Annotated in this window: 16 protein-coding genes; 6 read left to right on the top strand and 10 right to left on the bottom strand. The window is 55.6% G+C overall.

Annotated features, from left to right (window positions below):
* Positions 1-107: 107 nt before the first annotated feature.
* Positions 108-539: a hypothetical protein gene (locus Y5S_RS00820; protein ID WP_035229439.1), complete on the bottom strand. Its 432-nt coding sequence runs from the start codon at positions 537-539 to the stop codon at positions 108-110.
* Positions 540-639: 100 nt separating this feature from the next.
* Here Y5S_RS00820 and Y5S_RS00825 point away from each other — a divergent pair, with 100 nt between their 5' ends.
* The 5 genes from Y5S_RS00825 (at position 640) to Y5S_RS00845 (ending at position 3,468) form a co-directional block, all read left to right on the top strand.
* The gene (locus Y5S_RS00825; protein ID WP_035229441.1) at positions 640-840 is read left to right on the top strand and encodes a hypothetical protein; all 201 of its coding nucleotides are present in this window, start codon (positions 640-642) and stop codon (positions 838-840) included.
* 261 nt (positions 841-1,101) lie between these two features.
* Positions 1,102-1,479 carry a hemerythrin domain-containing protein gene (locus tag Y5S_RS00830; RefSeq protein WP_035229443.1) on the top strand — a complete coding sequence of 126 codons (378 nt, stop codon included), beginning with the start codon at positions 1,102-1,104 and terminating at the stop codon, positions 1,477-1,479.
* Between the two features lie 128 nt (positions 1,480-1,607).
* Positions 1,608-2,144, top strand: a complete 537-nt coding sequence (locus Y5S_RS00835) for a glycine zipper 2TM domain-containing protein (RefSeq protein WP_035229445.1) — start codon at positions 1,608-1,610, stop codon at positions 2,142-2,144.
* Positions 2,145-2,361: 217 nt separating this feature from the next.
* Positions 2,362-3,000, top strand: coding sequence for an endonuclease III (gene nth, locus Y5S_RS00840; protein ID WP_035229447.1), 639 nt, complete (start codon positions 2,362-2,364; stop codon positions 2,998-3,000).
* Between the two features lie 39 nt (positions 3,001-3,039).
* Entirely contained in the window at positions 3,040-3,468 is a 429-nt protein-coding gene (locus Y5S_RS00845; protein WP_035229450.1) for a DUF3617 domain-containing protein, read from the top strand.
* 132 nt (positions 3,469-3,600) lie between these two features.
* Here the strand turns inward: Y5S_RS00845 and Y5S_RS00850 are convergent, their stop codons facing one another.
* From Y5S_RS00850 to Y5S_RS00860, 3 genes are all read right to left on the bottom strand, one after another.
* Positions 3,601-4,344, bottom strand: a complete 744-nt coding sequence (locus tag Y5S_RS00850; RefSeq protein ID WP_035229452.1) for a dienelactone hydrolase family protein — start codon at positions 4,342-4,344, stop codon at positions 3,601-3,603.
* A 111-nt stretch (positions 4,345-4,455) separates the two neighbouring features.
* Positions 4,456-4,863 (bottom strand): DUF1330 domain-containing protein, encoded by a 408-nt coding sequence (locus Y5S_RS00855; protein ID WP_035229454.1) that lies wholly within the window; start codon positions 4,861-4,863, stop codon positions 4,456-4,458.
* Between the two features lie 90 nt (positions 4,864-4,953).
* Positions 4,954-5,520: an IMPACT family protein gene (locus tag Y5S_RS00860; protein WP_231552596.1), complete on the bottom strand. Its 567-nt coding sequence runs from the start codon at positions 5,518-5,520 to the stop codon at positions 4,954-4,956.
* 106 nt (positions 5,521-5,626) lie between these two features.
* Between Y5S_RS00860 and Y5S_RS19805 the strand changes: the two genes are divergently transcribed.
* Positions 5,627-5,887 carry a hypothetical protein gene (locus tag Y5S_RS19805; RefSeq protein ID WP_035229456.1) on the top strand — a complete coding sequence of 87 codons (261 nt, stop codon included), beginning with the start codon at positions 5,627-5,629 and terminating at the stop codon, positions 5,885-5,887.
* Here the strand turns inward: Y5S_RS19805 and Y5S_RS00870 are convergent.
* From Y5S_RS00870 to Y5S_RS00895, 6 genes are all read right to left on the bottom strand, one after another.
* Positions 5,881-7,008, bottom strand: coding sequence for an HlyD family secretion protein (locus tag Y5S_RS00870; protein ID WP_035229458.1), 1,128 nt, complete (start codon positions 7,006-7,008; stop codon positions 5,881-5,883). The genes Y5S_RS19805 and Y5S_RS00870 overlap by 7 nt on opposite strands.
* Entirely contained in the window at positions 7,008-7,355 is a 348-nt protein-coding gene (locus tag Y5S_RS20130) for a DUF3302 domain-containing protein (RefSeq protein ID WP_407921410.1), read from the bottom strand. Before Y5S_RS20130 ends, Y5S_RS00870 begins: the two co-directional genes overlap by 1 nt.
* A gap of 96 nt (positions 7,356-7,451) precedes the next feature.
* Positions 7,452-8,270 (bottom strand): YbaY family lipoprotein, encoded by an 819-nt coding sequence (locus Y5S_RS19020; RefSeq protein WP_052041274.1) that lies wholly within the window; start codon positions 8,268-8,270, stop codon positions 7,452-7,454.
* Between the two features lie 100 nt (positions 8,271-8,370).
* Positions 8,371-9,537, bottom strand: coding sequence for an acyl-CoA dehydrogenase (locus tag Y5S_RS00885; RefSeq protein WP_035229460.1), 1,167 nt, complete (start codon positions 9,535-9,537; stop codon positions 8,371-8,373).
* A 228-nt stretch (positions 9,538-9,765) separates the two neighbouring features.
* A complete protein-coding gene (locus Y5S_RS00890) occupies positions 9,766-10,791 on the bottom strand; it encodes an MBL fold metallo-hydrolase (protein ID WP_052041275.1) in 1,026 nt (341 codons plus the stop codon).
* A gap of 152 nt (positions 10,792-10,943) precedes the next feature.
* Positions 10,944-11,798, bottom strand: a complete 855-nt coding sequence (locus tag Y5S_RS00895) for an OmpW/AlkL family protein (RefSeq protein ID WP_231552597.1) — start codon at positions 11,796-11,798, stop codon at positions 10,944-10,946.

Consider the following 11,798-nt stretch of genomic DNA (forward strand, 5'->3'; position numbering starts at 1 on the left):
TCGAAAAACATAAACAATGCCGCCAACCGGGCGGGATTTTCGAAACTCGAAACTCGCTCCTCGAAACTTCGCCTATCGCTAGCAGGCTGCCACCTACAGCACCAGCGCTATAGCACCAACCCTGCCGCTACCAACGCCACCGCCATCAACCCATGCGGCAGAAATACGTGGCGCATGCCCAGAATCCGGATCAATTCACGCGTACCGCCAGCACGTCGGCTCTTCTCCCAGCTGTAAGCACTCTGGAACGGGGCGATTTCATCCACTTCACCACGAAAATGGGCTTCGATTTTCTCAATGCGCGCATAGTGGGCCGCCTGAAAAGCTTTCCAGTGTCCTTCCACCAGCCAGAACATCAAACTGCCGAACACCCCCACCCACAGCATGCCGGGGCGATCAAAGAAAGCGCCGGAACCTGCCAGAATGCCAGCCAGAGTCACACTCCATGCCTTGATGGTCAGTGACTTCTGATCAAATGAATCAATCAGGTTAGTGAGATGGAAGTACTCTGCTTCCAATTGCTGATCCTGTTGTGACATATCTGCCCTTTCCCCCTCCAATCAGAAAGTCTGATCAAACGCCGCCATTTAACCCTATCCCATTTCCCGAAACAAAATTGCACACTCGACGGAAATCAGAATGGAGAAGGTCATGTTCCTGCCTGCAATTCCATCCCAGCCTCTGCCAGACTCAGTACGGCAGACCCTGTATCCGCTGCCACGCGAGCAGTGGCGCGACCATGACCACTTTCTTACCAGTGATGCCAGGCCATTACTGCGCAATCATGCCAGCCTGAAAAAGCAGGCACGGCAATATCATGGCGCACGCAGGACCTGTTAACGCTGCCGAAATGGTACCTGTTGAGCCCAAAAATTCGCCAATCTAGGCATGAGGAGCGACGTTTGGTTTCCCCAAATGAGTGACGAATAACGACGAGTGCCGGATTTTTGGGCTCAACCCGGAGGGCTGATCCCTTTTTCCGCCGAGCAGCGCCATCCGCTACTTATGTAGAATGACTACACGGCACATCGGCTGACACTACTGGACGAAAAAATGCATTCAGCAGGAACTATTTCGGCAGCGTTAACAGGTCCTTACCACTTGAGCAATCTCAGTGATCAGGATCGCCAGAGTGGCGATACACGGCAGCTGCTTCCGGCTATCCAGCAGCACCAGCAAAGCCTGCTTCGCAATTTGCACAGCCATCATGGCTTTGAAGACAGCACCGTCTTTCCTGCCATCCGTCTCAAGCATCCTCGCTTGAATGTGGCGATTGATCTCATGGAAAAGGATCATCAAGCGCTGGATCAGCTTTTGCATATGCTCCACCAGCGAGCACAGGCGGCACCGTCATCACTGATTTCGTCAGCCATTCTCGATACAGCACGAAATCAGGCCGCCGATTTGGAAGCCCTGTTGCACGGGCATATGCAGAATGAGGAAGAGATTCTGGTTCCCTGCTATCTGATTTACGGCTGAACGCCCGTCCGACGGGCGTTTCACCGCCTATTGAACGCCTCAATTAACATTCTTTTGCATCTGCCCACGAAACCATTCGTGCTGTCGACGGCTCAAACCAGCAAATAACGGATAACAGGAGTTTCACCATGAAAAGCGTTGCTGTTGCTACTCTCAGTCTGGCGGGTGCCGTCGCCATTGCTGGCGCTGGCTATGGTGCCTGGCGCGTCATGACCCCGGCCACGTCCGGCTATGCCACCGTCACCAAGGTGGAACCCATTGTGAAACGCTGGCAAGAACCGCGACAAAACTGCCAGGACGTTACCGTCACTCGCCAAAAGCCTGTAAAGGATGAACACCGCATCACGGGCAGTGCCGTTGGTGCCGTCATTGGCGGCGTGATCGGTCACCAGTTTGGTGGCGGTAGTGGTAAAGATGCCGCTACTGCAGGTGGTGCCATCGTCGGTGGTATCGCCGGTAACCAGGTCCAGAAAGGCATGCAGGAGAAAAACACCTACACCACTACGGAGCAGCGCTGTAACACCGTGATGGAGAACCGTAGCAGCACCGAAGGGTATGACGTGACCTATGTGTTCAACGACGCGGAAGAAACCATTCGCATGGACAAGAAACCCGGCGAGCGGCTGCGTATTGAAGAAGGTAAGGTGGTTACGGCTCAGCAATAAAAAGCAGCAAGTTTCAAGCGACAAGTTGCAAGGCGCGGTCAAAGCCTTGGGGATTTCCAGGCCTTGCCCGCGCTTCACATATGGTGCGCGAAATCTTGCCTTGGGAACGTCAAAGGCCCCCTCCCGCGTTGCAACTTGAAACTTGTAACTTGCCCCTGCTTCCCCTGCTCTCCCAACCCAGATCCGCTATACTCTTTCGCGAACTCAGGACATGGCCATGAATCGCGAAAAACGTACTGAAATTTTTACCCGGCTGCGGGATCAGAACCCTCACCCCACCACGGAACTGGAATACAGCTCGGACTTCGAGTTACTGGTTGCCGTGGTGCTGTCAGCACAGGCCACGGACGTAGGCGTCAACAAGGCCACGGCCAAACTCTACCCTGTGGCCAATACCCCGGAAGCTATCTATGCCTTGGGTCTCGACGGGCTGAAGCAGTACATCAAGACCATTGGCCTGTTCAATTCCAAGGCCGAAAACGTCATCCAGCTGTGCAAGATTCTCATCGAGCAGCACGACAGCCAGGTGCCGCGCACCCGGGAAGAGCTGGAAGCCCTGCCCGGTGTGGGCCGCAAGACTGCCAATGTGGTGCTTAACACCGCCTACGGCTACCCCACCATGGCAGTGGACACGCACATCTTTCGCGTTTCCAACCGCACCCGGATTGCACCGGGGAAAAATGTGCTGGAAGTCGAAAAACGGCTGGTTCGGCTGGTACCCGAAGAGTTTCTGCGCGATGCTCATCACTGGCTGATTCTGCACGGTCGCTATGTCTGTACCGCCCGCAAACCCAAATGCAGTGAGTGTCTGATTGCGGATCTGTGCGAATTTCCCACCAGCAAACGCACGGCTTGATTGTCAGGCAGACCAACTCACATTACGAAAGGATTCGTCATGAAAGCATCATTAGCATTATTCACGTCTCTGCTTTTGCTCGCCCCGATCGCCCAGGCCGGTGAAATGACTCCCGGGCAATGGAACCTGTCCGTGGAACTGGATGCCCCTGGCATCCCTGAACAAATGCGCAAACAGGTTCAATACGACTGCATCAACGCCAAAGAAGCCAGTGACCCGGAAGCGGCGCTACGCAACAGCTGGAAGGAAGACAACTGCAGTGCTGGCGAAATCAAGCATAGCGGCAACACGATGCGTTGGAGCGCTGATTGCACCATGCCCGGCACCAAGGTCAAAACCCGCGTCACCGGCAAGATGGTGCTGCACGACAGTAAGCACTACACCTCCGAAATGACGATGTCGGGAAATAACCACAGCATGAAAACCCGCATTGATGGGAAATGGGCCGGTAGTGAGTGCACGGAATAAGTGAGGCGAACAAGGGGGGACAGGAATTCCCCGCCTTCAATCCCCCTGCTCTCCCTTCGGTCGCGTCCGTGCTGCGCACGGTTCGCGACCGGACGTCCGCTCCTGCAGCAGCGTCGTAGAAACGCAGACGGATTATTCCCCCGCCTGAATTTCTCCAGAGAACACCTTCTCGAAAAACACCAACACACGCCGCCAGCTATCCTCGGAAGCACCTGCATCAAACTTGGAGCGCAGGGGCGGTAATGGCCCAAGTTTTTTGAAAGTGAAGGTCTGATGATCATTCATGTAGGAATGGCCGATGTCCTCATAGGTCTTCACATCATGGGGAACACCCAGCTTGTCCAGGTGATTGGCCAACCGCTCACCATGATCACCGTAGATCAAATCCTGGCGTCCCCAACCACCCACAGCAGGACAAATGCCTTTTAGCTTTTCCGCTTTTTTGGGAATACCACCATAAAACGGTGCCACCACCTGTACTGGTGCCTGGCTGGCATACAACACCGCAAAACGCCCCCCCATACAAAAGCCCATCACGCCGATCTGCTCTACTGGCTCCTCGTCCTGAGCGAGCAACCAGTGTCGACAGGCTTCCAGCTGCTCAAACGCCTGGCCTTTGCCGGTTTCATGGGCCTTCAATGTTTTCACCACACACAACGCCTTGCTGCCGGGTAGATCATAGAGATCCGGCACCAGTACCGGATAACCATTATCCGCCAGCCGTTGGGCGATACGCTCGATATCGTCGGTGTAGCCAAAGATGTCATGGATAGCGATAACCGCCGCCTTGTGCGGATTGGCACTGGTCGGCCGCAGCCAACGGGCACGCATGGTGTGACCGCCAGGAATGGGAATGCCTACAGGTTGATTGGACATGGGAGAACCAATTAATAGTTAATAACGAAACCCAAAGGCTACTACTAGCGACATCGCCTGCCCCGGTTCAACGGGGCCACTCCACGCCACTTACCAACCATTCATTGGTTTTCAGTTTTCCTGCATCGCAATCAAGCGAGCCTCTTCCAGCGCAGCAGTACGGTGTTTGGTGGCCTCACGGTATTCCGGATCTGCCAGCATGCTGGCAAAGGCTTCCTTGCTCGGGTAGCGTACCAGCAGCACGCTGTCCCACTGTTCGTTATCCGGTGCAATGACACCCGCCAGTGCACGCCCCTTCCAGACCATCTCGCCGCCAACCCCCTGCACCTTGCCAAAAGCCACCTCAGAGTATTTCTGATAAGCCTCACGGCCACTGTAAGCCGCGTCCCCTTCCTTGTAGCGTGCAACTTCCCGGAAGCGCAGCAAGTTGAGCATGACAATCGGCGTATCATCCGGCAGCGAAGCCAGAATCTGCGGTAACGTGGCCGGGTTCGGGTCAATCACAGGTTTGTCGCTCATGGGAACTCCCGTTGTTGTTAGAGCCTACAGACTCTCAATCTTTTTATGCCCCTGACAGGGCAACTCGCGACACAAAAACAGATAAAGCAGTCATATCAGTATCAGGACAATCTGCTCAGCAGCGCACAGCGCTTCCAAATCATGGAGATACTCTAAGGGCGCCGACAGTTTCAGGGTCACCCGTTGGCCGTAATCCACATCCAGCACCTTCCCGTGATGTTGATCCACCCAGTGCCGCAGCCGTTGCTCCAGCGCAAAATCCATTTCCAGCCTGGCTTCAAGTTGCGGGACATGTTCAATCCGCTCAACTTCTGCCAGAACCGACTCTGCCGCGGCAGCATAGGCACGCACGAGGCCGCCAGCGCCCAGTTTTACGCCACCAAAATAGCGGATCACTACCACCAGCACATCACTGAGGCCCTTGTGTTGGATCACATTGAATATCGGTTTACCGGCAGTGCCGGAAGGTTCACCGTCATCGTTCATCGCTGCCTGGGCGGAAGCGGGATTCCCCAACAGATAGGCATAGCAATGATGGGAGGCATCCGGGTAGCGCGTGCGCGCTTCCTCCACAACGGCCATGGCATCCTCACGATGGCTGACAGGCCTGAGCCAGGTAATAAAGCGGCTTTTATTGATAATGATCTCGCGATCCACAGGACCGGCGGGAACAGGATAACCGTTGATGGGACGTCTCCAGGAAGTTGACAGCCTGACGGCTATGGTAAAGTACCGATCATTGAGATAGCTAACGGAAGCAGGAATGAACACGCCTTCAGAGCCCGCAGAAGACCGCACCCGCCGCCGCCAGATTCTTGCCTTCACCACCGCCATGATCATGAGCGGGGCACTGTTCGTGCCTTGGCTATGGTCTCTCTATCAGGAGGGGAGCGTCTTTTTCACTCTGATCGTTGTGCTGCTGTGGTTGGCGCTGGGCCGGTTCTGCTATCAGTGGCTTGCTCCCCCAGCAGCACCGCCAATACAAAATGGGCGGCCCGAGGCCGCCCGTGAAGAAGATCAATGATCCAAATAGAGATAATGCTGCCAGCTCAGCATTCTTAACAAAATCTTGCGCATCACAGCCACATGATGGACATGCTCGGAATATACCGCAGCCTGGGCATTCATACCCATGGGCAGGTCATCTGGAAGCGCACCGTCTTCGGTTCGCAAAATCACCATGGCTTCGTTGCTCATATCCCGGAAAGCCTCCGCTCCGACCAGCTGCTGGCCGGGCACCAACTGGGCCTCGGCAATGGTCGGCAGCACCTCTTTCAGCTTTGCCTTGAACACTTGGCCGGGCAAAGAGGTGAACGTCAACTCGGCCTCATAGCCCGGCTTCAGCCGCAATAGCGATTGCTGGCGAAACGCGGCCACATAGTAACGATCCTGCTCACTGATAAAATTTGCCACCGGCTTCAGCGGAAGAGGTACAGCCATCATGCCCGGCTTGACCGCCAGCTGAGTGACGAACCCGTCTGTTGGAGCACGGATGACCGTGTTGTCGAGATTGAACTGGGCCTCCTCCAGCTGCGCCTTGATGGCCGCCACTGCAGGATCATCTCCATTCACTTCTCCGCTGAGCTGGGTCTGAGCCTGCTCCAATGCGGCTTTGGCAGCATCCAGATCAGCGTTGGTAGCCACAACCCTTTCCCGCTGGGTATCAATCTGCTGAGCGCTGAAGGCACTCGGCGCACCTTCGTAACGAGCCAGGGTATTCTGGGCCTGATCGCGCTTTGCCTTTGCCTGAGCCACTCTTGCACGGGCCTCAGACACCGCAGCAACGTTCCCCCGCGCCAACTGACCAGTATCTGCCAGTTGGGCTTCCAATACCGCGACCCGGGCGCGGTAACGAGTGTCATCAAGAATAACCAGTGGGTCTCCCTGCTTCACAGGCGAGTTCGGCTCCACCGGCACAGCGACCACTCGCGCCCGCACTTCGGAAACCACAGGCGTCACCACATAAACCTGACGAACCTTGCGAGTAAAGGGGTGGTTGTAGTTCATCAGCAACACCAATGAACCAACCAGTACAATCCCGCCCAGCACGGCAGTAGGCACCGTCCATTTGTTGAGCGGCACCTTGAAGACCTTGAAGATAAAAATACACACTGCGGCATATGTCAGGAGCAGTAATGTTTCCATCAGTCTTGCCCCCCCAGTTTCTGTTCAAGCGCACTAATACGCTCTGCCTGAGCATGGAGCTTATCCTGCAGCTCGGTCAGTAAGGCCTCATCTGCTTTCTGCTGCTCCTGAACAGCCTGAAAACCCCAGCCCCGTTCCGGTCGATAGAGCGTGGCCCAGATCCAAAGGAACGGCCAAAGCACGTGCAGGGTAAACAGACTTACCCAGCCGGCAACATGGATTGCATCCTGATGAGGGTGATTGCGTTCCTTGGCGATATCGTAGGGAATATCGTGAATAACGATGACGCCGTAAAACAGCACCAGCCCTACAAAAACCAGTAGCCCGAGAGCAACATAGCTGAGCATGATAAATATCCTTATTGTGATCCGCCGGCACGAGCGCGTGCAGCAGGCCACATCTTAGCAAAATGCTGAAGCGGTGAACGCTTCCCCACATCGATTTCAGAGATTATTACCGCAGCCACGATATTCGTGTTCGTTCAGGGTCACAATCACATCATAGTCATGGCGGCTCCCGCTCATGCTGTCCTGGCAGGGGCGCTCACTGATCGACAGTGCCAGCTGATGCGCCTCATCCCCAGTCAGATAGTGCGCTTCAGTACCTTCCATCTCGGGGTCGGCATACGGCAGTGTCACCTGGGTGTTGCCGTAATCCCCCACATAGACAATCTTGTCATCCGGATAAATCGCCACGTGCCAGCCAGGCTCATTGCCCATGGCCCAGAAGCTGGCCCCCTCATCACGGGCTTGCTGCATGGCAGGGGAAAGCGAAGCGCCCTCCTGCGCGGAGACCCGCTGCAACATCAATGTCATCTCGGCCGGCGCTACATCGCTGGCCAGATCCACCGAATGACGCTCGGTGGTAGTCCACAGAAGCTCACCATCCGCGCTTCGGATCTCTGCTCTAACCGCATAGGCATGGGGATGGGTTTGCGTCACCGCTGCCGTCTGGTAGCGGAGACTGAAGGAAACCGGAACTTGCCCCGGGTTATCAATATGTTCTTGTGCGAGCACCTTCATCGGCGCATCAGCGCGGGAGACATCCGCCAGAGTCACCGTCACGGTCACGTTTTCAGGCAACGCAATGCGCTCGCGATACATGACCTTACCGCTGATCACTCGCTGTGCGTCCTCCTGAGCCGTGTTGCCATCCGAGCCGGTATGGCTGCTATCACCACAGCCTGACAGCAGCAATGCCGGCACCAATGTGATGAGCAGCAGGCAGCGTTTTAACAGGAAAGAAACGGGAAAATCATTCATGGCTGTACCCTTTCAATATGGGTCTGTCATCCAAACTGCGCGACGTGATCAGCGATAAACCTGTCAGATTCAGACCACTTTCATCCAATACCACAGGCTTTCAACTAAACGCCTGCAAGCCGGTTTGTGCCCGCCCCAGAATCAAGGCATGAACATCATGAGTGCCCTCATAGGTATTCACCGCTTCAAGATTCATTACATGGCGTATCACATGATATTCGTCACTCACCCCATTGCCACCATGCATATCCCTGGCCTGACGGGCAATATCGATCGCCTTGCCGCAATTATTACGCTTCATCAGCGACACCATTTCCGGTGCCCACTGCCCGCTGTCCATCAAGCGGCCCAGCTGTAACGCGCCTTGTAATCCCAATGTGATCTCGGTTTGCATGTCGGCCAGCTTCTTCTGGATCAGCTGGGTCTGGGCCAGAGGGCGACCAAACTGTTTGCGGTCCAGAGTGTACTGACGCGCAGCGTGCCAGCAGAATTCGGCCGCCCCCATGCTCCCCCAGCTAATGCCATAGCGGGCTTTATTCAGGCAACTGAACGGCCCTTTCAGGCCCTCCACCTCAAGGTGATTTTCTTCCGGCACAAAACAGTCTTCGAGGACAATCTGACCGGTGATGGAAGCACGCAGGGAAAACTTGCCTTCAATTTTTGGCGTAGCAAAGCCATCGAAACCGCGCTCCACCACAAAACCATGGATCTTGCCGTCCAGATTCGCCCATACCACCGCCACATCAGCGATGGGCGAGTTGGTAATCCAGGTCTTGGTACCGTTAAGCAGATAGCCACCTTCCACCTTGCGCGCACGGGTGCTCATGGAACCGGGATCAGAACCATGATCCGGTTCGGTAAGGCCAAAGCAGCCCACCCATTCGCCACTGGCCAACTTTGGCAGGTATTTCATTCGTACCGTTTCACTACCAAATGCATGGATCGGGTGCATTACCAGAGACGACTGCACGCTCATGGCAGAGCGGTAACCGGAATCTACCCGCTCCACTTCCCGCGCCACCAGGCCATAGCTGACATGATTCACTCCCGCGCCGCCATACTGTTCCGGAATGGTGGGGCCGAGGAAACCCAGCGCCCCCATCTCATTCATGATCTCCCGATGGAATCTTTCATGGCGGTTGGCCTCAAGGATTCGCGGCATCAGATGGTTCTGGCAGTACTCCCGCGCGGTATCACGAATCATACGCTCGTCATCACTGAGCTGGGTCTCCAGCAACAACGGATCGCGCCAGTCAAAGGCCTGCATGGAAGTCTCCTGGTCAATAAAGGCCGCGAGGCGGCTAAGGGGGGAAGATCAGGGGAACAAAATGCCAGAATCAGTTGCGAGTTGCGAGTTGCGAGTTGCGAGTTGCGAGTTGCGAGTTGCGATCAGGATTATGGTTCTGTCCTGCTGAGGCACCAAAAGAGTCTACGGATCGCTGTTTAAGTGCCGGTTTTGATTTTCGCTACTCGAAACTCGTCCCTCGCAACGGCTTCATGCACTGAACCGCCAGATTCCGTCGACCTGTTCGCGCTGCACCCTGCCCTGCTGCATCAGACAATTCAGGTGGGCAATGCTTTCGCCCATGGCAAACATCAGCTGCTGGACATCCAGCTTGCGGTCAAACATCACTGGCAGAATATCGAAAGCGGATTGCGGTCGTTCACGGCAGGCGGACTGGACACGATCCAGCTGCTCATCATGATGCTCGACAAGCGCGTCCACCCGGGCCCGCAGCCCTCGGAATGGCAGTCCGTGTGCCGGGAGAACCAGAGTATCGTCAGGCAGGTTGTCGCGCAGCGCCTTGAGGCTGTCCACGAAATCGGTAACCGGATCCATATCTGGCTCTGCAGCCCGCACATTGAGATTACTCGAAATGGTAGGCAGCACCTGATCGCCGCTAATCAATAGATGGTCTTGTTCACGATACAGACACAGATGTTCCGGCGAATGACCACAGCCCACATGCACCTGCCAACACTGCCCGTTAATACTCAGCGAATCGCCCGCTGACAAAAAACCGGGACTGACAGGCAACGGCTGCACTACCCGCCGGAATCCGTTGCCCTTACCCGCCACCTTGTCCAGGTTCTCGCCCCTGAGGCCATGCCCGCCCAGAAAGGTACGCAAACGTTCAATGGTGTCAGCCTCTGGTGCATCGCAAATGATATTGGTCAGCTCCCATTCCCCACGGCTGATCAACACCTCTGCACCCGTTTCCTGCTGCAGCCATCCGGCCAGGCCCAGATGATCCGGGTGATAGTGCGTAACGATGACACGGGTAAGCGGCAAGCCATCCAGCTGTTCCGCCAGCAACGCTTTCCAGATCTTTTGACTGGGCCTTACACCTAACCCGGTATCCACCACCGTCCAGCCGGTGTTGTCCCTGAGCAACCAGAGATTGATGTGATCCAGCGCGAAAGGAAGCGGGAAGCGTAACCAGTAAACGCCAGGGGCCACTTCATGGCGGGAGGCAGTTGGAGGAATGTCAGGAAAAGGATAAGACAGCGTGCCAGTCATTGAATGCCCATATTCATGCAGCCATTTTCATGCAGTAAGGTCACTATTTCATGGCACTCCTGACAGGCCAATGACAAAAACATTCAGCTCAGGGCTGAAAGCTCGCAACGGGCCTTAGGCCCGTTGCGGCGTTTTGGTTACCGTAATGTCAGTTAGAAGGTAAAACCCACACCGATGTGAAACGCATAGGTGTTCAGATCCGCCACAAATTCTGCGTCCCCCACTTCCGCATATTCATATTGCGGCAGCCCTTTCGGCTTGATGTAGGCATCTTCCACCGTTGCTTTAACGTCTGGCACGCTGAGGTATTTGAAATCGGCAGACACCCACCAGTAATCCGTCATCTGGTAATCCAGCCCCAGCTGGCCAACAAAGCCAAACTTGTCTTCGATATCCAGTTCAGGCTCACCGACTTCCAACAGCACAGGGTTAGTGACATGGCTGTCGTAGGTGAACAGATAAACCCAGCCCAGCCCCACATAAGGCCGAAGGCGACCATTGTTATTGAACCGCTTCACCAACGTGAACATGGGCGGCGCAACCTTGGTTTCCGCCACCTTTTCACCTAAGGCGGGCACTTCCGTGGGGATGCCGTTGGCCTCCGTCACCAGTGGCACATCCGCCAGTTTCCCCTTGGCTTTCAGCTCCAGCGTCGGCGGCAGTGCCGCCATGGTTTCAAAGGACCAACCGCCACCCCACAGCCCCCAGCGGAGCTTGTAGCCAATGGTCGCCGCCGGCAGCAGCAGCGGATCGCTAAAAGCCTCCCCTTCCTGGGGTCCTGGTTCCACTGCCACTTCGGCAATTTCGGAAAGATTTTTCAGGGTAATCGATTTGGTCTTAACATCCGGGTACATGTACAGCGCACCCATGCGGAAATACAGACGGTCCTCCCCGAACAGCTTCTGCACAAAGCCTACCCCGGGATAATCAGGGCCGTACATTTCCTGCTGGGCATTCGACACGCCGCAAAGCAGCAACAAGCCGGGGATCACTATCGATCGAAACAT

Source organism: Alcanivorax nanhaiticus, from assembly GCF_000756665.1.
Taxonomy (GTDB): Bacteria; Pseudomonadota; Gammaproteobacteria; order Pseudomonadales; family Alcanivoracaceae; genus Alcanivorax; species Alcanivorax nanhaiticus.

What these genes read in the sequence shown, in the direction of transcription:
- Y5S_RS00895 (WP_231552597.1), bottom strand. Translation starts at nt 11,798, where the DNA reads ATGTTTCGATCGATAGTGATCCCCGGCTTGTTGCTGCTTTGCGGCGTG.
- Y5S_RS00850 (WP_035229452.1), bottom strand. Translation starts at nt 4,344, where the DNA reads ATGTCCAATCAACCTGTAGGCATTCCCATTCCTGGCGGTCACACCATG.
- Y5S_RS00820 (WP_035229439.1), bottom strand. Translation starts at nt 539, where the DNA reads ATGTCACAACAGGATCAGCAATTGGAAGCAGAGTACTTCCATCTCACT.
- Y5S_RS19020 (WP_052041274.1), bottom strand. Translation starts at nt 8,270, where the DNA reads ATGAATGATTTTCCCGTTTCTTTCCTGTTAAAACGCTGCCTGCTGCTC.
- Y5S_RS00825 (WP_035229441.1), top strand. Translation starts at nt 640, where the DNA reads ATGGAGAAGGTCATGTTCCTGCCTGCAATTCCATCCCAGCCTCTGCCA.
- Y5S_RS00885 (WP_035229460.1), bottom strand. Translation starts at nt 9,537, where the DNA reads ATGCAGGCCTTTGACTGGCGCGATCCGTTGTTGCTGGAGACCCAGCTC.
- Y5S_RS20130 (WP_407921410.1), bottom strand. Translation starts at nt 7,355, where the DNA reads ATGCTCAGCTATGTTGCTCTCGGGCTACTGGTTTTTGTAGGGCTGGTG.
- Y5S_RS19805 (WP_035229456.1), top strand. Translation starts at nt 5,627, where the DNA reads ATGAACACGCCTTCAGAGCCCGCAGAAGACCGCACCCGCCGCCGCCAG.
- Y5S_RS00870 (WP_035229458.1), bottom strand. Translation starts at nt 7,008, where the DNA reads ATGGAAACATTACTGCTCCTGACATATGCCGCAGTGTGTATTTTTATC.
- Y5S_RS00845 (WP_035229450.1), top strand. Translation starts at nt 3,040, where the DNA reads ATGAAAGCATCATTAGCATTATTCACGTCTCTGCTTTTGCTCGCCCCG.
- Y5S_RS00855 (WP_035229454.1), bottom strand. Translation starts at nt 4,863, where the DNA reads ATGAGCGACAAACCTGTGATTGACCCGAACCCGGCCACGTTACCGCAG.
- Y5S_RS00890 (WP_052041275.1), bottom strand. Translation starts at nt 10,791, where the DNA reads ATGACTGGCACGCTGTCTTATCCTTTTCCTGACATTCCTCCAACTGCC.
- nth (WP_035229447.1), top strand. Translation starts at nt 2,362, where the DNA reads ATGAATCGCGAAAAACGTACTGAAATTTTTACCCGGCTGCGGGATCAG.
- Y5S_RS00835 (WP_035229445.1), top strand. Translation starts at nt 1,608, where the DNA reads ATGAAAAGCGTTGCTGTTGCTACTCTCAGTCTGGCGGGTGCCGTCGCC.